General features: G+C 65.5%; 17 protein-coding genes. 8 read left to right on the plus strand and 9 right to left on the minus strand.

Going from position 1 to position 19,599, the window contains the following annotated elements; all coding sequences use genetic code 11:
* Positions 1-41 precede the first annotated feature (41 nt).
* Positions 42-1,964 carry a hypothetical protein gene (locus APZ21_RS28765; RefSeq protein ID WP_054816422.1) on the minus strand — a complete coding sequence of 641 codons (1,923 nt, stop codon included), beginning with the start codon at positions 1,962-1,964 and terminating at the stop codon, positions 42-44.
* A gap of 166 nt (positions 1,965-2,130) precedes the next feature.
* Here APZ21_RS28765 and APZ21_RS28770 point away from each other — a divergent pair, with 166 nt between their 5' ends.
* Entirely contained in the window at positions 2,131-2,430 is a 300-nt protein-coding gene (locus APZ21_RS28770; protein ID WP_054816423.1) for a hypothetical protein, read from the plus strand.
* Between the two features lie 52 nt (positions 2,431-2,482).
* On the opposite strand, the gene APZ21_RS33430 is transcribed toward APZ21_RS28770, so the two are convergent.
* On the minus strand, positions 2,483-2,752 hold the full coding sequence (locus tag APZ21_RS33430; RefSeq protein WP_156371383.1) for a PIN domain-containing protein: 270 nt from the start codon (positions 2,750-2,752) through the stop codon (positions 2,483-2,485).
* Positions 2,745-3,161: a type II toxin-antitoxin system Phd/YefM family antitoxin gene (locus APZ21_RS28775; RefSeq protein WP_156371384.1), complete on the minus strand. Its 417-nt coding sequence runs from the start codon at positions 3,159-3,161 to the stop codon at positions 2,745-2,747. Before APZ21_RS28775 ends, APZ21_RS33430 begins: the two co-directional genes overlap by 8 nt.
* Before the next feature lie 31 nt (positions 3,162-3,192).
* Here APZ21_RS28775 and APZ21_RS28780 point away from each other — a divergent pair, with 31 nt between their 5' ends.
* Positions 3,193-4,785 carry an HD domain-containing phosphohydrolase gene (locus APZ21_RS28780; protein WP_054816424.1) on the plus strand — a complete coding sequence of 531 codons (1,593 nt, stop codon included), beginning with the start codon at positions 3,193-3,195 and terminating at the stop codon, positions 4,783-4,785.
* Between the two features lie 12 nt (positions 4,786-4,797).
* On the opposite strand, the gene APZ21_RS28785 is transcribed toward APZ21_RS28780, so the two are convergent.
* Entirely contained in the window at positions 4,798-6,522 is a 1,725-nt protein-coding gene (locus tag APZ21_RS28785; protein WP_371852394.1) for an ABC transporter ATP-binding protein/permease, read from the minus strand.
* A 488-nt stretch (positions 6,523-7,010) separates the two neighbouring features.
* Here APZ21_RS28785 and APZ21_RS28790 point away from each other — a divergent pair, with 488 nt between their 5' ends.
* Complete coding sequence (locus APZ21_RS28790; protein ID WP_082393538.1) at positions 7,011-7,478, plus strand: VOC family protein; 468 nt, start codon at positions 7,011-7,013, stop codon at positions 7,476-7,478.
* Positions 7,479-7,540: 62 nt separating this feature from the next.
* Here the strand turns inward: APZ21_RS28790 and APZ21_RS28795 are convergent, their stop codons facing one another.
* Positions 7,541-8,989, minus strand: a complete 1,449-nt coding sequence (locus APZ21_RS28795) for a protein kinase domain-containing protein (protein ID WP_082393539.1) — start codon at positions 8,987-8,989, stop codon at positions 7,541-7,543.
* Here APZ21_RS28795 and APZ21_RS28800 point away from each other — a divergent pair.
* The 3 genes from APZ21_RS28800 (at position 8,921) to APZ21_RS28810 (ending at position 13,385) form a co-directional block, all read left to right on the plus strand.
* Positions 8,921-11,323 (plus strand): ATP-binding protein, encoded by a 2,403-nt coding sequence (locus APZ21_RS28800; RefSeq protein ID WP_275426233.1) that lies wholly within the window; start codon positions 8,921-8,923, stop codon positions 11,321-11,323. The genes APZ21_RS28795 and APZ21_RS28800 overlap by 69 nt on opposite strands.
* Before the next feature lie 83 nt (positions 11,324-11,406).
* Positions 11,407-12,453 (plus strand): aminotransferase class V-fold PLP-dependent enzyme, encoded by a 1,047-nt coding sequence (locus tag APZ21_RS28805; RefSeq protein WP_162240394.1) that lies wholly within the window; start codon positions 11,407-11,409, stop codon positions 12,451-12,453.
* Complete coding sequence (locus APZ21_RS28810) at positions 12,450-13,385, plus strand: aminoglycoside phosphotransferase family protein (protein WP_054816428.1); 936 nt, start codon at positions 12,450-12,452, stop codon at positions 13,383-13,385. The genes APZ21_RS28805 and APZ21_RS28810 overlap by 4 nt, the downstream gene beginning before the upstream one ends.
* A 117-nt stretch (positions 13,386-13,502) precedes the next feature.
* Here APZ21_RS28810 and APZ21_RS28815 read toward each other — a convergent pair whose 3' ends face one another.
* Genes APZ21_RS28815 through APZ21_RS28820 form a run of 3 tightly spaced genes read right to left on the minus strand, consistent with a single transcriptional unit; the run spans position 13,503 to position 16,450 of the window.
* Positions 13,503-15,248 carry an ABC-three component system protein gene (locus tag APZ21_RS28815; protein ID WP_054816429.1) on the minus strand — a complete coding sequence of 582 codons (1,746 nt, stop codon included), beginning with the start codon at positions 15,246-15,248 and terminating at the stop codon, positions 13,503-13,505.
* Positions 15,235-15,489, minus strand: a complete 255-nt coding sequence (locus tag APZ21_RS34470) for an ABC-three component system middle component 6 (protein WP_156371385.1) — start codon at positions 15,487-15,489, stop codon at positions 15,235-15,237. The genes APZ21_RS28815 and APZ21_RS34470 overlap by 14 nt, the downstream gene beginning before the upstream one ends.
* Positions 15,473-16,450: an ABC-three component system protein gene (locus APZ21_RS28820; RefSeq protein ID WP_054816430.1), complete on the minus strand. Its 978-nt coding sequence runs from the start codon at positions 16,448-16,450 to the stop codon at positions 15,473-15,475. The genes APZ21_RS34470 and APZ21_RS28820 overlap by 17 nt, the downstream gene beginning before the upstream one ends.
* A gap of 279 nt (positions 16,451-16,729) precedes the next feature.
* Between APZ21_RS28820 and APZ21_RS28825 the strand changes: the two genes are divergently transcribed.
* On the plus strand, positions 16,730-17,308 hold the full coding sequence (locus tag APZ21_RS28825) for a dihydrofolate reductase family protein (RefSeq protein ID WP_054816431.1): 579 nt from the start codon (positions 16,730-16,732) through the stop codon (positions 17,306-17,308).
* A gap of 428 nt (positions 17,309-17,736) precedes the next feature.
* On the opposite strand, the gene APZ21_RS28830 is transcribed toward APZ21_RS28825, so the two are convergent.
* Positions 17,737-18,423, minus strand: coding sequence for a DUF3800 domain-containing protein (locus APZ21_RS28830; RefSeq protein ID WP_054816432.1), 687 nt, complete (start codon positions 18,421-18,423; stop codon positions 17,737-17,739).
* Between the two features lie 466 nt (positions 18,424-18,889).
* Between APZ21_RS28830 and APZ21_RS28835 the strand changes: the two genes are divergently transcribed.
* The coding region (locus APZ21_RS28835; RefSeq protein ID WP_204249171.1) for an IPT/TIG domain-containing protein at positions 18,890-19,599 on the plus strand (710 nt) is incomplete at its 3' end.

The raw sequence follows: 19,599 nt of genomic DNA on the forward strand, positions 1-19,599 counted from the left end.
GGGGCTCCTCTCCTCGTTATCCGACAACATCTTTCACGTACTCATCCGACCGGCTCGGCCTGCACGCACAGGCTGACCGTGCCCGCGCCGATCCCCTCGATCAGCGCCCGGCACAGCTCACCGACCGCGTCCTGCCGCGCCCGAAGCCGAGCGGAGTAACCGGCGGCCCGCGCCAGCACCGCCTCCAAGCGCGCCGACTCATCCTCGCCCAGTCGAGGCACATTCCACGACTTCCAGTCGGCCCGATGCGCGGGCAACTCGTTGATCAGCGCCGCCAGTGCGCGCGGCCCGATGCCCGCATCCGGCGACAACCGCAGGATGCGCGACGGCGACAACACCAGGTTGCCACCCGTGTCGTCGACCAGCGCTCGGGGTGGATGTTCGCAGAAGACCACGTCGCCTGGCTCGGTGCGGGTCGCGCGAGGATAGCGACTGTGCGCGTTCAGCGGGTCGAGTACGAAGCCATCGGTGCGGCCGTCCGCTGACAGCACCCGGACCGTGCCGTGCGGGTCGTGGTGCGACCGGTCGATCTTGTTGCCGGTCCGCATCCGCACCAGCTTGCGTTCGGCGAGTTCACCGAGCGGGCGCTGCCGCACCTCCAGGGAGCCTGCGCCGGCGCGGGCCACCACGTCGAAGCCGGGGTCCGGTGCCGAAGTCAGCAAGGTCGCGGCGTATATCCGGTGCAGGTCATCGACCGCCTCCGGCGCGCGCACCCGCACCGCGGTTGTGCCTGGGGGAACCACGGCATGCCCGGCCAGGATGTCGCCGAGCTTGACCACCCGGCCGTAGCGGTAGGCGCGAGCGGCTCGATCCGCATGATCACCGATCGCCGAGGCCAAGTCGGCGGCCAGCGCGTCATGGTCGAGGTCGGCGGGAAGTACGGTTCCCAGATCGGCGACCACCGGGAGGTCGATGTGCGCGCCACCGCAGTACACCCAGACGCCGAGCGCTTGGCGGTGCGCCTCTTTCCACAGCCCGCGCGGTAGCTTCAAGGCCACCGCGAGGCCGCCGAGGCGCAATGTCTCCGCCCGCTTGCCCTCGAGATTGTTCGACCGTGCCCCGGCACGCGGAATCGCGTCGCACAGCGCCGCCGCCGCACCCAGTACCACGGCGATCTCACCGTGACCCAGGTCGATCAGCACGTTGTCGACCTCCTCGAGCGCCCTCGGCGGATTTTCGCCGACGACCGACAGCAGCCGCACCCGCGGCCCGCACCCCGATGCCTGCTCCTGCTCGCGAATCACCATGCGGCGGCGCAGAGCGCGGGCGGCGGGGGCATCGCCGAGCGCGTGCACCTCGATATCGGGGTCGGAATCGGACAGTGCGAGCACCACACTGGGCGCGTCGCCCGCCGAGACCAGTTGCGCCCCTTCCGGGTCGAGTTCCAGGCGACAGGTATTCACGATCGTGCGCAGCAGCGCCACAGCGGCCGGGTCCAGGTCGCGTGCCGCCAGTTCACGTCCGGCACGCGAGGATTCGAGCTTCACCAGCGCATCGACGCCACCGTAGCTGGAGGCCACCAGCCCGTCGATGAACGAGCGCGCCTGCCGCGTGTTGTCCAACGCCGCGACCTCTCCGGCGAGCAGTTCGTCATCGGGATCGAACTCCCGGGCGGCGGCGACGCATTCGTCGGCGGACAGCTGTTCCAGATCGCCGGTCAACTGACGCAGACACAGCAATGTCACCAGGTCTTCCAACGGTGTTCCGTCCGGGGCGCCTGCCGCCGCCGCATCCACACGGTGTTCGGCGTTGTTACCCCTGCCGGTGCGTTCCAGATAGTCGACCACATCCGCCCGTGCGAAACGCGCGATGCCGCCGACCTCATCGACCGGCCGCGGGAACGGGATATGTTCACCGCGCACCGCGGGGCGGTTGCGCCACATCGACACCACCGACCGCTTGACCTGCGCCAAGTCGGCTATGTCCCGCAGCGTGAGCGTCGGTTCGCTCGTCGGATGATCCATCGGTGCCGCTCATTTCCTTCCGGGGGATGAGAGCGACAGTACGAGCGCGATCACCCACGTCCAATATTAATCACCGATAAACCCCCTTATCAGTACTTTTCATCGACATAAGCGGATCGGGTGCCCGATCGTTGTGCCACACCGCACACCGAGCAGGGAGGTCACGATGAGCGGCAACCGACAATTCCGGAAGTGCCGCCAGTACCGACCACGCCAGGCGGCGGTACGGCGAGAACTGACGCTGCACAGCGGCGCCGATCTCGCCTGCTTTCCACCGCTGATCCGCATCGCACGCTGCGCCACGGGCAAGGTGCAGTACTTCGCCGCCGCCGACGCCGAGTTGGCCCTGGCAGGCATCGACCGAAGCGACCCGCGGCGTCGCGAACAGCGGGTGTACCACTGCCCGGTATGCGAGGGCTGGCACCTCACCAGCCAGGATCCGCGCATCCCGAAAAGTACAGCGTAAGTGCGGATTCCGCATCAGCTCGCCGAGCTCGCGGATAACCCCGCTTATCGGCCTACCCCGTGACCGGAACCACCGTCAAAACGGGATCGAGCCCGACGAAGTCGTCGACATCGGCGGTGTAGAGCGGAAGATCATTCGCCGAAGCGACGGCCGCGATCAGCAGATCCATTTTGCGCGGCTTGGGATTTCGACCTGCCGCTACGACCAGTCTTGCCATCGTGGCGAACCTGCGTGCCGCTGCCGAGCACAACGGCAGCGCGTCGAAAGCATGCTCCACCTCGAGCAGGCCGACAGGGTGCCGCTCGGTCGGTGTGTCAGTCATCGAGACTATCCTCGCCGAACGCGGCGTCGATCTCCGCTCGCTCCTCGGCGGCACCGCCCGCCGCCGCGAAACGCGCGAAACGCGCCTTCAAGTCGGCGGTTGCGATATCCCGCTGCGCGCGGATAGGACGGAGCTCCCCGACCGGACGCCCGTTGCGGGTGATGACGAAATCGTCGCCCGCCTCGAGCGCATCCATCACACCCGCGCTGCCGTTGCGCAGCTCGACTTGCGTGATCGTCCTCGTCATCGCACGATGGTAGCGACGCATGCTATGCATAGCTAGAACAAGCGTCTCACTCCCGATCGCCGCATACGTGCCCACGATGACCAGGCGTTCGCAGTGCACATCGACAACTTCGAGCTCGTCACCGTCCTGCCCGACGCCCGGACCGGAGGGCAGCGCCCACATGACGGGCTCGGTTCGGGTGGACAATGGGCAGATGCACCTGCACGGGACGCCACCCGGCTCGGGGAAGGGGTTGAGCAGAGCCGAACTGCTCGCCGCGATATCGCTTGCGATCGACCTCGGTCTGGGACAGCCGATGGAACACATGCTCCGGTCGTCCTTGATCGCGACACGGATCGCCGAGCGGATGGGGCTCGACCGGCAACAGCGGGCGACCGTGTACTACGCCAATCTGGTCGGGTGGATCGGTTGTCACGCAGACTCCCACGAACTGGCGGCACTGTTCGGCGACGACATCGCCTTCCGGGCCGGTACCTACTCGGTGGACATGACCGGCCTGCCGTTCCTGCGGCTGATGACGAGTCATGTCGGACGCGGATCGCCGGGCTGGCAGCGCGCCATCCGTGCCACCGCCTTTCTGGCCACGGCTCGCGGCCGGGTCGCCACACTGATCCAGTCGCATTGCAGTTCCGCCGGGGTTCTCTCCGATCGGATGGGTTTGGACGAGCAGGTCGGAAAGGCGCTGGCCCACGTCTTCGAACGCTGGGACGGCCGTGGATTGCCCAACGGTTCTCGCGGCGACGACATACCGGTCGAGACCCACATCGCGCACGTCGCGGACGTCGTCGAGGTGCACCTGCGGGCGGGCGGACTCGAGCACGCGAAGGACGTCGTCCGTTCCCGGGGCGGCAGTCAGTTCAGCCCGGCCGTGGCGGCGTTGTTCGAGCGGGACGCGGCGGCGATCGTGGACGGGTTGCTCGAAATCGACGTCTGGACCGGAGCGTTGGCCCAGGCGCCGGATCGCGACCGGACCATGACGGGCGAGGAGAGCGACGAGTTGCTCGGGGCCATGGCTGATTTCGCCGATCTCAAATCGCCTTTCGCGCTGGGACATTCGCGTGGCGTCGCGAACCTGGCGGCCGGGGCGGCCCGACACCTTGGCATGTCGGCGTCGGAGATCACGCATCTCTACCGTGCCGGCCTGGTGCACGGCCTCGGCAAAATGGGGGTGTCGAATCGGATCTGGGAGAAGAAGGGGCCGCTCACCACGGCCGAATGGGAACGAGTACGGATGTATCCTGACCTGACCGGCCGGATACTGGGTCGGGTCAACGGGCTGGAGTCTGTGGTGCCCATCGCGATGAAGCACCGGGAGCGGATCGACGGGTCCGGCTTTCCCCGGGGGATCGCGGGCGCGGAGTTGACCGCGCAGGACCGGCTGCTCGCCACGGCGGACGCTTATCAACGACTGCTCGAGCCGCGCTCCTACCGGCCGGCGCTCGATCCTCGCGACGCTGCCGCGCGGTTGCGAGAGCAGGCGCGCGCCGGACGCCTCGACGCCGAGTCCGCCGCGGCCGTGCTCGCGGTGGCCGTCCCACGGAGTTCGCGACGGACGCCATGGCCCGCGGGACTGACCGACCGCGAGGTCGAGATCCTGAGACTCGTCGCGCAGGGCCGATCGAACAGAGAGATCGCCGCCGAACTGTTCATCGCGGAGAAGACGGCGCGGAACCACGTCGAACGTGTCTACGCCAAGCTCGGCGTCAACAATCGCACGCAGGCCAGTCTCGCCGCGATCGACCGGGGTCTGGCGGGGTTCCCGGTCAAAGCGGCCGTGAGTGGCTGAGCTCGCGGAGCTTCATCGCCGGTGCGCGCCGGGTCGGGACCGCCGGTCCAAGACCCATATCGTGGCCAGCACGAGGACGATGGCGAACGAGGCGAGCGCGATGAGACTGCCGCCCGCGCCTCCGTGGAAGGTGTCACCGTAGACGGACATGGTCGGCAGCGTGGCGCTGTATCGGTCGAGATCCAGGCCGCGGCCCAGCGCTTCGAACGCGTGGCGATTGGACAGACCCAGACTCATCAACCGTCCCGGGAGGGCCATCCCGTCGACGGGGACTATTGCGCCGCCGAACAGAACCTGGGGGAAGCAGAGCATCGGCAGGGCGAGGGCGGCCTGCGCGGCATTGGAGACCATGGCCGAAGCGAGCAATCCGAGGGCCAGTGCCGAGACCGCCTCGATCACGATCGTCAAGAACAGGAACGCGGACACATCCCATCCGACGGCGGGCAGCCGACCGAGCGCCCGCAACACACCGAGCAGCAGCGCGCTCACGCCGGCCAGCACCGGAAGCAGCGCTGTCACCTTCGATGCCACATAGGCGCTCACGCTGAGCCCGGCCAGGCGCTCCCGCCGGAAGACCGCCATCTCCCCCACGATCTGGAGCAGGCCATACGTGAGGCCGAAGAAGAAGCCCGCGAACGCGATCCAGAACACGATCTGGACCGGGCCGAGGTCGGCTTCGCCACGCGGATAGAACGCGTCCCGCTTGAACAGCGTCGCCATCATCGCGGTGACCAGCACCGGCGAGCCGAGCAGGACCGCGAGCGTCAACCGGTTGCGGAGGAGAACGTCGACATTGCGTCGTGTGAGTAGCCACCATTGCCGGACCGCGCCAGTGCGCCCGAGATCCGACCGGGCGGCGGGAACGGGCAGTGCCGCGGCGCCGGGCCGGACCGTCGACTTCCCAGCGCTGTCGGCGAATCGCTCCGCCCAGATCCGCGGAGTGTGCTCACGAGCCAGCCGTTCATACACCTCGGCGAGATCATCGACGCCGAAGTAGCGCCGAGCCTCGGCCGGGCTGCCGGTGAAGGCCAGGTGGCCGTCGCGCGCCAGGAATACCACCCGGTCACACCGGTCGATGCCGGTCGGCTCGTGCGTGGTGAGAACGACGGTGACCCCGCGCAGGGTGAGTCGGCGCAGCAGCCGCATCACGTCGGCGGCGGTCGACGGGTCGAGCCCGGAAGTGGGTTCGTCGAGGAAGAAGAGGCGCGGTCGGGTCAGCAGCTCCACGGCGATACTCGCCCGCTTGCGCTGGCCGCCGGAAAGCGCACGCACCGGAACCTCGGCCCGATCGGCCAGGTCGAGGTCACGCATGGTTTCCTCGACCACCCGTTCCGCCTCGGCCACCGACGTGCCTTCGGGCAGCCGCAGCCGCGCCGCGTAGCGCAGCGTGCGGCGCAGGGGCATCTCGAGATGGATGATGTCCTCCTGCGGCACGTAGCCGATGCGGGAATCGGCGCTCACCCGGGTCCCGCGAACGACGCCGTCATGCCGAACCTCACCGGCGGACGGCGGTTGCAGCCCCGCGAGTATCTCCAGCAATGTGCTCTTTCCCGCTCCGCTGCCGCCTGCGATGGCGACCAACTCGCCCGGTTCGACCGACAACGACAGTTCCTGGAGAATCCGCCGCGCTCCGATCTGTCGGCTGATGTCGACCGCGTCGACTCGCCCACCGCTCGGCACGCCAGGCGCGTGATCTGAAATGCGCGCATCGAACTGTTCGTATGTCGATTCGGTCATGACCGGTGACCTCCGTGATTGCTGGACTCGCTTCGTCATGCACCGATCATCGGTCCGCCGCCCCCCTGGTCACATGGGGCGTTTGCCTCAAATCAATGCCCACCGGGGCGTACCGGCCACCGCTATCGATGAGGGCCGGTTGCCGAGTCAGCGGCGGCGAAGGCGAGTACGTGTGCGACGCCGCCGCACGATACGACTTCGGCCGACCGATTACGATCCCGGATTCGCTACTCTCCGAATTCGTTCAACGAGTCGGCGTTATGGCGGTGTATCCCCACCTCCGCGAGGCAATCACGGCATCAGCCGCAAAACTCCGACTCCCTCCACCCCTGCTGCGGTTACTGCGGCCCGGAGACGTGCACGCGACTCCCAAGACGCCGTTGCCGTAGTCAGCTCGAAACATCACGACGCACCGCTGGTCTCGCCCACTCGAGCAATGGCCCGAAACGAGTGCGCACCACCGTGGTTGCCGTCGGTAGGATCGGTCCATGACCGCCGACCACCCGGGGCACGTCACCGAGGTCCCGACAGATCCCGCGCAGATCACCAAGCGGCCGGACGATCCGCCGGTGCCGCCGGGCGCGCTGCTGCTGGAACTCGTACCGGTGCCTGTGGCCGATATCGACAAGGCGATGGCGTTCTATCGCGACCAGGTCGGATTCCGGCTCGACGTGGACGTTTCCCCCGCGCCCGGTGTACGGGTCGTCCAGCTGACCCCGCCGGGTTCGGCGTGCTCGATCCTGCTGTCCGAGGGCGTGACCGCGGCGAACGCGACTGTCGGCGGTCTGCGTGGGCTGCACCTGGTGGTCGCGGATATCGAGGCGGCTCGTGCGGGTCTGATCGACCGAGGCGTCTCGGTCGGCGATATCGAGGACGTCGGCGGCGGTGTGCTGTATGCCCACTTCGCCGATCCGTACGGCAACACCTGGTGCCTACAGCACATGCCCTGGCGATGAGTCTCGCGGCGGTTACCCGTCTGTATCCACAGATCCGATGGACGCACTCTTGCAGCTGCCGGCTACAATTCCTCTTCACCGGGTGCCGGATCATCATCGATCAACCGCTCCAGCGCTTCCGCGACCTCCCGGGTGAGCGGGTCTTCGAATCCGCGCACGAGCAGTAGATCCTCGTGCAACTCGCTCAGCGTGGTGCGCGCCTCCATGCGATGACCGACGAGCGCGAGCAATCGCCCGAGAGCCAGCCTCAACTCGAGCGCCATTTCGCTGCCGTCACTCTGTGTCGCGCGCACGTCATCCAGCACCGCGCGCATGCCGGACAAGGCTTCGGTGAGTTCGCCGAGTTCGACTCGGCAGTCCGCGGCGAATTTGCGACATTGGATCGTCAGCTCGTCGGCGAAACCCTTCACCCGCGCGCAGGCCGCGGCAAGCGCATCGAATTCCGTTCTTGCCTTGCGGAATTCACCACCGAGGAAGCGCGCGAGCGCGATATCGAACCGCAGTTCCAGTACCCGCGGGCTTTCGGTGCCGAAGGCACGGCCCACCGGCTCGAGGATGCCACCGAGGACATCGGCCGCCTGCAATGCGCGGCCCGCGCCGACCAAGTCACGGTACTCGGCCAGCAGATGACGCAACCGTTGCTCGAGCACCTCGTCGCTGATCGGAGCGGTGGCGGGCAGTGCGCCCTGGAATCGGGCTGTGCGCGGTATCCGCTCCGGACGCAGAGGCGGGTTGGGGCGTCGAAAAATGACGGTCGGATCGGGCACACCCGACAGGCGCCCATCGCTCGGTCCGACGGCCGACCCCGGTGGAGGCAGCAGCGGGAGCAGTCGCTCGTACACGTCCGCGGCGTCACCTGGTCGCTGTTCGGGGTCCTTGGCGAGCAGGTCCAAGACCAGCCGGTCCAATTCACCCGGTACCTCGGCACGCAATTCGCGGGGCGGAACGGGCGCGGTCGCGGCGTGATGATGCAGCACGATCGGCGCCGCACCATCGAACACCGTGTGGCCGCACAACATTTCGTAGAGAATGCAGCCGAGCGCATACAGGTCGGTGTGTGGTGTCGCCTTGGCGCCGATGGCCTGCTCCGGCGACATATATGCCACCGAACCGAGAATCGCACCCGTCGCGGTCGACTTCGGGACGCCTGCCGTGAGCAGCGCGGCGATACCGAAGTCGATGATCTTCACGGTGCCGCTGGGCGTGACAAGGATATTGTCGGGCTTGAGATCGCGGTGGACCACCGGCAGCGCGTGCGCGTAGGAGAGCGCGGTCGCGATCTGCGCGGTCACCGCGACTGCCCATTCGAAGTGAACGGTGCTCCCCGGGCGTGTGGGATGTTCTTCCGGAGAGAAGGTCCGACACCGCTTGTCTTCTCCGCACGTGCGGGGACGAAGTCCTAGAATTCCTTGGAGGGACAGCCGATTTCGGTAGGGGGATGTGTGCCACGGTTCGTTGAGCCACCCGCGCTGGTCGACCGTACGGATGAGCTCGCGATGTTGCTCGAGCATGTCGACAGGGCGGTTGAATCCGGGCGTAGCGCGGTGTTCGTGCTGCGGGGTGAGGCGGGGGTCGGTAAGACGAGCCTGCTCGCGAATTTCGCATATCGGGCGGTTCGGCGACACCGAGAGGTCGGTTTGCTGTCGGGGTACGGGCAGGCGATGTTGAATTCGCTGGCTTCCGATTCGTTCCAAGCGATTCGGGAGTGTCTGCGGTCGCTGACATCGTCGGCGGAACGGTCGGGGGCTGGGCGATTGGGGCGGGTGGCGTCGTCGTTTCGTCAACACGCGCCGGACTGGATCGAATCGGTCCCGGTGGTGGGGCATCTGCTCGCCGCGGGGGTGCGGACCGGTCAGGCATATGCGGCGTCGGGGCGGGGACCGTCCGAAATCGACAGCAGGCTGGATCAATTGCTTCGGCTCGTCGAGGATCTGGTGTCCGCCGGTCCCGTTCTGCTCGTGCTGGACGATCTGCATTGGGCCGACACCGCGACGATCGATCTGTTGACCAGGATGGCGTTGCGCGTCGACGGGCCGCTCATCATGGTCCTCGCGTACCGTCCCGACCATCTGCATTCGGTCGAACAGACACATCCGTTGCAGCGCACGGTATTGCGGCTGTGTCGGTATCGGCCCGAGACGGTGCTGATCGACCTTCCGCGATTGTCGAACGCCGATACCGAGCAGTTGATCCGCAGGGCGGCGGGAGATGCCGCGGTGGCGCCGCACATCATGTCGCAAATCGTACGGCTGAGCGCCGGAAATCCCTTGTTCGCGGAATCGCTCGTGCGGTTGGGCGACCACGTGACAGGGCAGACGCCGCGGCAGATCACCGCTGTCCTGGAGGAGCGGCTGTCCTATCTCGACGGCGCGGATCAGCGGTTGCTCGAGATCGCGGCACTCGTCGGATACAGCTTCGAGGTCGAGTTTCTCGCACGACTCGCGCGCATGGATATCGATGACGTCTACGAGCGTCTACATGTTCTGTTCGAAGATCACGGGCTGGTCCGGCCGGCAGAGCCACGTGGAATCCACGACAGGTATCTGATCCACCATCCGTTGTTCGCCCAGATTCTGCGTGAGCGAGGCGCTTCGAATGCGCCGAGGTGGCGACGTCATCACGCTCGTCTGCTGGAGATTCTGGAGTCCGAACCGGATTGGGACGACGAGACACATGTGCGGGCGGCCGCGGTGGCGGTGGCCGCGCGCGACACGGCCAAGGCCGGAGCGCTGGCATCGATCGCGGCGCGTCGGCAGTTCACACTTGGGGCGGTGTCCAAGGCGTGTGAACTGGCCAGGGTCGCGGTCGAGCACGCGCCATCGTTCGGCAACTCCGCACTGCTGGCCGAATGCCTGTCCGCCCAAGGCGAACACGTTGGCGGCACCGATGCCTGTGTCGCCGCGCTCGGCCATCTCGGGTCGATGGCGGTCCCGGCGGACGAGGAGGCTCGTGTGCGACTGCTGTGGGCCCGTAACCTCCGCATGACCGGCCGCTGGGACGAAACCGTCCGAGTGCTCGAGCAGTTCGTCGCCGCGCACACCGGTGCGGACGAGATCCTCGCCGAGGCGACCATGTTGCGGGCCGAGGTCGCACTGTGCGGTCCGGTGCAGGACACCGCGCGGTGCATCGCCCTGTGTGACACGGTCGCGTCCATCACGGCCGACGCAAGGGTACGTTCCAGGGCATTCGGGCACCGGGGTCTCGCTCACCTCGCCGCCTACGATTCGGCGAACGCCGAGGATTGGCTGCTTCGTTCGATCGAAGCCGCCCGTTCGACGGGGCACCCGTATGCCGAGTACGAGGCGCTGCATTGGTTGAGCAAGAAGACCATGGCATGTCTCGAACTCGGCCGATCACGGGACTTGCTCGACGAATTGGCTCGTATGTCACGCACCAGCGGGGTCGCCAGCGAGAATCCACCCCACCTTCGTGATTCGAGCAGAGTGCACGGTCTTCAGCATCGCTACGCGGACTCCGCCGAGGCCTTCGCTCGCTATCTCGATCTCGTGATCCCCGGTTCGGTGGGCCGGGCCGAAGCCACACTGGCCTGTCAGATCCATGAACTGGAAACAGTACACGGATTATTCGCCGGAGAACGTCTGCTCGCACATCTGCGGGATGTCTGCCTCACGGAGTTGCTGTCCCCCGAACGTCGCGCGCGGCTCACCGATCACCTACGCACACTGGACGGCAGGACGCGCGACTGGGATCCAATGAGGTTCGCCATCACCGAACTTCGTGTCGCCCCCCAGGACGCGCATGCCGCAGACGCCATCTTCCGCTTCGATGTACCGAGTCTGCGGCAGCTGCGGGCGACGCCGCGCACCGGTGGTGTCGCGTCGTGAAACAGTGCGGCTATGAGGATTTCCTCCTCGCGCCCGGGTTGCTTCAGTTCAACCACGCCTCCTACGGGGTCGTTTCACGAAAGGTGGCTGCCGAAGCAGAGGCGGTCCGCCTGCGCATCGAGTCGGATCCGACCAGATATCTCGGGGTGGAGCTTCAGGGCCGGCTCCGCCGATGCGGTGAGGACACCGCGAGATTCCTGGGTGTCGATGCCGGACAAACGACACTCTGTGCGAATGCCACATCCGGTGCGGCAGCCGTCATCGGATCGGTGCCGCTGCGTTCGACGGACACGGTGGTCGTGCTCGACACCGAGTACCCGTCGGTGGTCGAGGCATGGAGGGTCGTGTGCGCTCGAGTCGGTGCGCGGTGTCAGGTACTCGAGGTTCCGCTCCCATTTCGCGGGGTCGATCGGCTCTTGGCCGATCTGGACGCTCACGTCACCACCGATGTCACCTATCTCCAGATGAGCCTCATCTCGTCGTCGGCCTCGTTGCGCCTGCCGGTCGGCGCTGTGTCGGAATGGGTGAGAAATCGCGGGGGCCAGATCGTACTGGACGCCGCACACGGGCCCGGACATGTCGAACTTGCGCCCGCGCTGGATGACGGTGTCGTCGCCGCGTTCGGCACGCTCCACAAATGGTTGCCCACCGCGCGGCCGATCGGATTCATCTGGCTCGCACCGCGACTGGTCGAACTCGTTCGCCCCGCGGAAGTGTCGCTGACATGGGGCGCGGCGAACCTGATCGAGCGATTCTCTTGGCCCGGTACTTTCGATCCCGCTCCGCGATTGTGTGTTTCGACGGCATTCGGGCAATGGACTCGATGGCGGGACGCGGGACACTGGGAGAACTGCGCGGCGCTCGCCGACGCGGCATCGTCGACCCTGACCGAACTCGGGATGGCCTCCACAGCGACGCCGGAATACCGGGCGCCGAGAATGCGATCGTTCATCCTCGATCGCGTGACCGTCGCCGATGTGAAAGCTGCCCTCGGCCCGGCAGGCGTGCGGGTGTGGGTCGGGACCGCGCCATCGGGCCGGACTCTGCTACGGATATCCACACACATCTACAACGACCATGCCGATATCGATCGGCTCGTGAACCGACTCGCGGAGGTGCCTACCCAATGACTGCTCCTCCTCCTATCCCCGAACGTCTCGAGAAGGCGATCATTTTCCTCAGAGGTGACCAGGACGGTCGGGCGTGGCTCGCCGCACTCCCCGAACGACTCACCCGATACGCCGACCGTTGGAAACTCGACCTCGACCGCGTCGCCGACAGCGGCGCGATGTCGTGCTGCGTGTATTGCGCGACATGTGAGGGGAAACCCGCTGTCCTCAAGGTCCCGGTCGACGAACAATCGGGCACCACCGAAATGCTTCTGCTGGAACGTTGGGGGCCGACCGGTGCGACACCGTCCATCCTCGAACGAGATCCCGACAGTGGTGTCTACCTGATGACGAGAATCGAACCGGGCGATATCGCGTGGCCCATCGGGTCACGGGTCGAATCACAGCGGTTCGGTGAGCTACTGAGTCGGCTGAACCGTCCCGCGCTACCCGAACTGCGTGAACTTCGGGATCTCGCGGACGTGACATCCATGCGAATGCGGTGGGCGCGCGAACGTTTCGTCGATCCGCGCTACACCGAAGCCATGACCCGCTTCGGCGCGCCCGACCGACTGGCAGAGGCGGGGCAAGTGCTGGACACACTTCTCGAAACCACACAAACACGATTCGTTCTACACGCTGACCTCCAAGCCAAGAACATCCTCCGCGGGCAGGTTCATTGGCAGACCATCGATCCGCTGGGCGCGGTGGGCGATCCCAACGCGGAAGCCGCACTCTGGGTGGCGATTCAGGACGGCCCGGTCACCATCGACGACCGCCTGGAGCAACTCGCCGCGCACCCACTACTCGATCCGATTCGTCTGCGGGCGTGGACGTATGTCTTCGCGGTCGTGGAGTACCGCCCGTATCTGCCGCCCTCCGGTGACCGAATCGAGGTGTTCGTGCGCAGCGCCGAACCCAGCCACATGATCGATCTCGTGTGCGCGCGGTGATGTGTGGTCGGACGATGGCGGATAGCGGAAATGCCGGTGTTCAACGGTGTCCGGCCCAGCGAATCGGTTATGAACTGTATGCGTCGATCAGGACGAGTTATCCGGTGACCCGGCCCACTATCCGAAGCGAAAACCGAAGAGTCCGCCCGTGTCGGTTTCATCGGTCAGGCGGGTTTCCAGGACATATGGCATCGAGTCGAAGAGGCCGTCACTCTGCGATTCGACAAGGGCCAGAAAATCGGAGTTCAAGCTGACAATGTACTGGAAACCTTTCTCCTCGGCCAGCCTGGCACCGATGTTCAGGCAGGACGCGACTTGTCGTCCGTCGATCGCGTCGAAGAGATGACTGTCGTGTACCAGGATTCGAGGCGCCCGATTCTCCCGCATGGCCGCCACCGCGCAGACCATATCGAGCATGAAAGTCTCCACGCTACGGATACCGGAACTAGCGTCACCAGAGATTCGAGGCTCGACAGACAGGATTCCCTTGGAGGTCGGAGAGACGAGGAGTGATGCTTCGCGGTCGCTGTAAATCTCCGCGCCGAGTTCGCTGAACAGTGCGATCGATTCATCGAGTTTGTCTGCGTGTTCATGCGTTTCGGCCCGAACCGCCGTGACGAGTTCGGCGGTCTTCAGCTTGATCGTATCGCCGATGGCGCTGACCGACTGGGCAGCGTCGAGTCGCCTCTCGATATCTGCGACTTCCGCTTCACGTTGCGCGAGATCGCGTTGCGCGCTCAAGAACGTATCGAGCGCGACAGTCTCGCCGAGCAGCTGCATGATCTGTGCACGCTGCCGATCCAGGGTGCCGCGTTCCTGATCTATGTCACCGAGGCGTGATCGCACCGCCGCGAGTTCTCTTTCCAGAAATATCCGCCGGTTGCGGAGAACGGATTCGTGGAAGGCCGCGACATCCTCGTAGCGCCGCGTGACCGCGTCGGGAAGTACCAGACCGACCTCCGCGTACACGCGGCCGAGTTTCGCCGTCAGATCCGCCTTCTGCACATCGGACACCTCATCGCTGAGAGTGTCCCTGATCTCCCGTAAACGACGTTGTAACGTCAGCCCCTCTTCGTTGAGTTTGCGAATCGCCCGGCTGAATTCGTCGGCTTCCTTTTGGTGTTCGGCGTAGCGATCATCGACCTTGAAAGCACGCAGATCTTCTCGCATGCGGTCCCGGCGTCTCCGCGCAGTCGCCAGGCTGACCCGCAGTGCAGATTCGTCGAGAGAAAGGTGCGCGAGAGCGCCCTCCTGGACTGCCTTGCGAATCGCCTTGCTCTGTTTCGCCAGTCTGTCCAGTTCGCCCGCCCGGCCGAGCACCTCGGCGGACATACCCAACATGAATCCGAGCTTGACCCCCGATTCCCAATCGGACTCCGCGTGGTGTCCCTTTATCGGATTGCCGAAGTGGGTACGGATCAGCTGGGCCCATAGTTGGCCGGACGTCGGACGTGATACCCCGGTCGGTATACCGAATACATGACGTGACAGGAGTTCCTTCCAGTCCTCCACGCGCAAATCGATGTCACCGTTGGTTTTCGACCATCCGAGGACCTGCACCTTCCCCCCGGAGGACACAGCCCGGGTAACCGATACATCGTCACCTTCATCCGAGGACTGTCCGGGCAGGCGGAGCCGCGCGGTGAAGCGATGCTCCGACAGTTCGGGGGCTCGGAACTCCGGTGGCAGGTCGCCGCCGAAAAGATAGCGCAGGATCTTGACGAAACTCGTCTTGCCACTGCTATTCCGACTCTCGCCTTGTTCCGAGGCGGCGGTACGGTCCGCGACGAGAATATTGAGCCCGGCGTGGAATCGCAATTCCTTGAACCGCCGATCCGACGAAGCGAGTTCAACGAGGAACATCAGCTCGCCTCAGTCTGCCGTCATCGGCCGCATCTATCATGCCCATCGCATATAGGGAGGCCAGCGCCAGCGAGAACCAGTCGAAAGTGATCCGCCCCGAATTCTTCGACATCCCTTGACGAGCGGTGTAGCGCTCCCAGAGCATCGAGACCGACAGCGGTTCACGCAGTTCTTCGAGCAACTCCGAACCCACCGTGATCAGGGCTCGTTCGGGTGCGATCCCTTTAGTGGGCAAGAGCATCGGGCACCTCCACGTCAGACGTCGCACCCCGGGGTCCGGGGGGCACCTCGAAAATATGGCAGGAATCGAAGAAATAGGACACTACCGCGAAGGCCGCGTTGGCCCGCGTGCCGTCCATCCGTACATTCGGACCGGCCACCGCGACATACAGCCGCTCGAGTATCTCCCCCGGGTCTGCGGTGACCGTGCGCGCTTGCTCGTACAGACCACGGAACCGCTCACCGTGCGCATCGAGGAGCCCGGGTTCCGATGCCTGCGCGTACCACAGGTCGATCTGTGGAGCGAGCAATCGGCCGTAATTGAACTCCGCTCGACTGGCATCGGCCAGTTCGTTGAAATCCATCTTGTTCGCCGGGACCGGCAGCACGGCATCCAACGGCGCGGCGACCGGCCCCACGGTGCCCAGGGCGTCGAGAAGGGGGATGAGATCGGCCAGTTCCACATTCGCGACACCGGGCGCTCCGGGGAAGACCTCGTTCAGGACCTCCATACCCAATTTCGAGACGATGTCGGTCCACAGCTTCTCCGTGGTGAATATCCGAACTGTCAGCGGTCGTCCTGAATGCGGACCGTGCGTGCGCTGAAGTTTTGTCGCTACTCTCGACGCGAGCGGACCCACGGGAACATTGGTCACGAACCGCCAAGTGTGGAAACTTGGCCACTGGTCGAAGGCCCGCGCGAAATCCTTCTCGATCTTGTTGGCCAGCTCACGTTCCGCGTCTCGCCCCGGCCGCTGCCCGTAACAGGCGTAAGCGATACTCCCCGATTCGGCGAGCCCGTCACAGCCGCCGTCCCCGAACCGGCCGGTCGGCGCAGGATTCAGGTAGTCATCATGGAATCGCCCGAGCACCGCGGCGACATAATCCTCGAACGGGACGCCGGATTTAACGCACTCCCGTTGATGGCGAGCGTAATACCAGTCGAGCCAATTGGCGGTCAACAAGATCGGCAGTTCCCCCACAAGTCCCCCTCGGCATCCATAGCAGATCGCTCCCAGAGTACTCGCTCCGCAGCGGCGGTATTACTGGCGATGAGAACCGGCGGGCCACAGCCTTGCCCTCGCCCACGCGCCTCGGCGGGACGGATGAGCGAGGCGATCGACTCGAGCCGACCGTGCTTGACCATGGTCGAATCGCGGACCGCACGGGGACGGCCGATTCCGGGAGTCGAACGGCGATGAGTCTCGCGGCGGTTTCCCGTCTGTATCCATAGATCCGATGGACGCACTAGAGGAGAGCGTATGACCGCGACATATACCTTCGACGTCTTTTCCAGCCTCGACGGCTACGGCGGGGTCAACGGCGGCGACTGGGGTGGTTACTGGGGCAAGCAAGGCCCGGAACTGCTCGATCACCGCCTGGGGTTGTACGAGGTGGAACAGCGGATGGTCTTCGGGGCCAACACTTATCGGGTGTTCACGGAGTTGCTTGCCTCGGGCGCCGAGGAGTCGGTGCGTGACCCGTGGGTGACCAGGATGAGAAGCCTGCCGGCGACGGTGGTGTCGACTACGCTGACCGAACCTTTCGACTGGCCCGACGCGACCGTGGTGAGCGGTGACGCTGTCGATGTGGTCGCACGGCTCAAGAAGGAATCGGAGGTGCCGTTGCGCTCGCACGGCAGCCTTTCGATGAACCGGGCGCTGATGGCCGCGGGTTTGGTCGACCGCGTCCAGGTGACGGTTTTCCCCGTGATCACCGGGCGGACCGGTGATGACCCGATTTTCCAAGGTGCGGCCGACTTCGACCTCGAGCTGCTCGAGAGCCGGACGCTCGACCGAAACATCCAGGAGCTCATCTATCGGCCCACCCTGCATGCCTGAGCCTTCCACGCGACCCGCCCGGAACTCCCTCCGACCGACATGCCGTGATCGGGCCGAGATCGGAGCGAGTCCTGGCCGAACCGCGTAGTTCATTGCGTCATTACCGGTTCAGCCCAGTCGGACGAGTGCTCACGACCCCGGGCAATACTTTGCCGGTGGTGGCGCCGAGCACGATCGCAGCCGCGGTCACGTCGGCAATCCCAGCCCGTCGAGGCCGTGGCGAGTGGCGGTGCGGGAGCGTTGCGCATGCGCCTGCCCTGCGCGAGTCCTGTCACAGTGACGCATTGAGGCCGTTCGAGCCAGTAGTTCAGGTATTCAGAACTGATGCGAGGGTCACACACACAAAGCACGTAGAACGTGTATTATCGAGTACGCGGACCCGCCCCACACATGTGGCAAGGCGGGTCTTGCTGTATTCGGAGTTCTCATCAGATCGCAGTCGGCCGACCGTCGACATCCGATGCGGCGAGGTAGTCGTCGTACCAGTTCCACGCGAAGCGGTTGCCCTTGTGCTGGTGCAGGCTCGCGTAGGTCGTCCAGGCAACAAGGTCGGCCATTTGTATCAGTTGCGAGCGCTTGGAGTCGTGGAACAGCGGGTCCTCGATGACATGGCGAGTGTTCAGCGCGAGGGCGCGGTGCGCGTCGAAATAGGTCTTGTCGGTTCCGTCGCCGTCCATGTTGACGATGCCGACCTCGTCGCGGCTCGCGAGGTTCCGGTCCCAGCGGCGCACGAGCGCCGCGTAGGTAGCTGCCTTCTCCTCGAAATACGCCTTGCCGCGGGCGTCGGTGCGACGGTAGACCGATCCGACGGTGATGTGAGGGCAGTCGCGCAGTGTCGTGAGGCAGTGCACCGCGACCTCACGGCCGAGGGTCTTCCACTGGGTCTCCGCTGGCGCGTTGGGCACGATCCGGGCGCGGCCGTTGATGTACTTGGTGGCGTGCAGTTCCTCGGATACCGGCACGGAGTGCTTGAGATACAGCTCTTTTCGCATCTCCAGTAGGTCGCGCAGACAGGCCCGCCACGCCTCGTGAGTGCAATCCAGCCAGCCGTAGACGATCCAGCCGGTGTCCTGGAAACCGGAGTCGTCGACGTAGATCAGCCGCAGGTCAGCCATGACGCACAACCCTACGGCCAACCTCCGACCACAGCGAAGGAACGGAAGCCTGGGAGGATCCGAATTCGGTTGCCGCTGGGCATCTTCGACTTCTGCCTGCCACCTTCGGACCGGGATCGTAGTCGCCGGACCGACTCGGGCGAGCCCGAAAGTGCCCGGTTCCTTGGCCGTGGCTGGTGGCCGGGTTCCGGTGTCGAGTTGACGGACCGATCCCTCGCCGACGACCGGGGCACGACCGCCACTGGGCAGCTGTCGGCACGGCCGGTGCCGCTACAGAATCGTTGCCGCAGAAACTGACTGGCCTGTTTCTCATTGGGACGGTCGCCAGGCGAAAACGGACTAAACCGGACTGCGTAGGCGTTGCCCGGCGACCCGTCCCGGGAGCTGAATGGAAAGAGCGGATCGCTATCAGTATTGCGTTCGGCTGATGGCCGCACAGAACAATCGCTGACTAGGAGGCGACGCCATGCCTACCATTACTTCCCTCTCACCGACCTCGGGGCCCACGACCGGGGGTACCAGTGTCACGATCACGGGCACCGGGTTCACCGGTCCGACGACCGTGCGTTTTGGTACCACCGCAACAACTTTCACCCTCGATTCCCCCACGCAGATCACCGCCATCGCCCCGGCGGGATCAGCGGGCACGGTGCAGGTGACCGTGACCACCTCCGGCGGAACCAGCAATGGGGTCGGTTACACATATCTCGCGGTTCCGGCGTTGACCGGTGTCAGCCCCGGTCAGGGGTCCACCTCGGGCGGGACGACGGTCATTCTGACCGGGTCGGGTCTGACAGGGGTTACCGCGGTCAATTTCGGTGGCACACCGGCGACCTCGTTCACGGTCAACTCCAACACCCAGATCACCGCCGTCGCTCCCGCGGGGACCGGGACCGTGCAGGTCACCGTCACCACCGCGGGCGGAACCAGCAACGGCGTCGCCTACACCTACGTCGCGGTTCCCACCCTCACCACGGTGATACCGAGTTCCGGGCCGACAGCCGGCGGCACAACGGTCATCTTGACCGGAACCAATCTGACCGGGGCCACCGCGGTGAACTTCGGTGCGACACCGGCCACCTCGTTCACGGTCAACTCCGCGACCCAGATCACGGCCGTCGCTCCGGCGGGGACCGGGACCGTGCAGGTCACCGTCACCACCGCGGGCGGAACCAG

It is taken from the genome of Nocardia arizonensis (assembly GCF_001310275.1).
Lineage (GTDB): Bacteria > Actinomycetota > Actinomycetes > Mycobacteriales > Mycobacteriaceae > Nocardia > Nocardia arizonensis.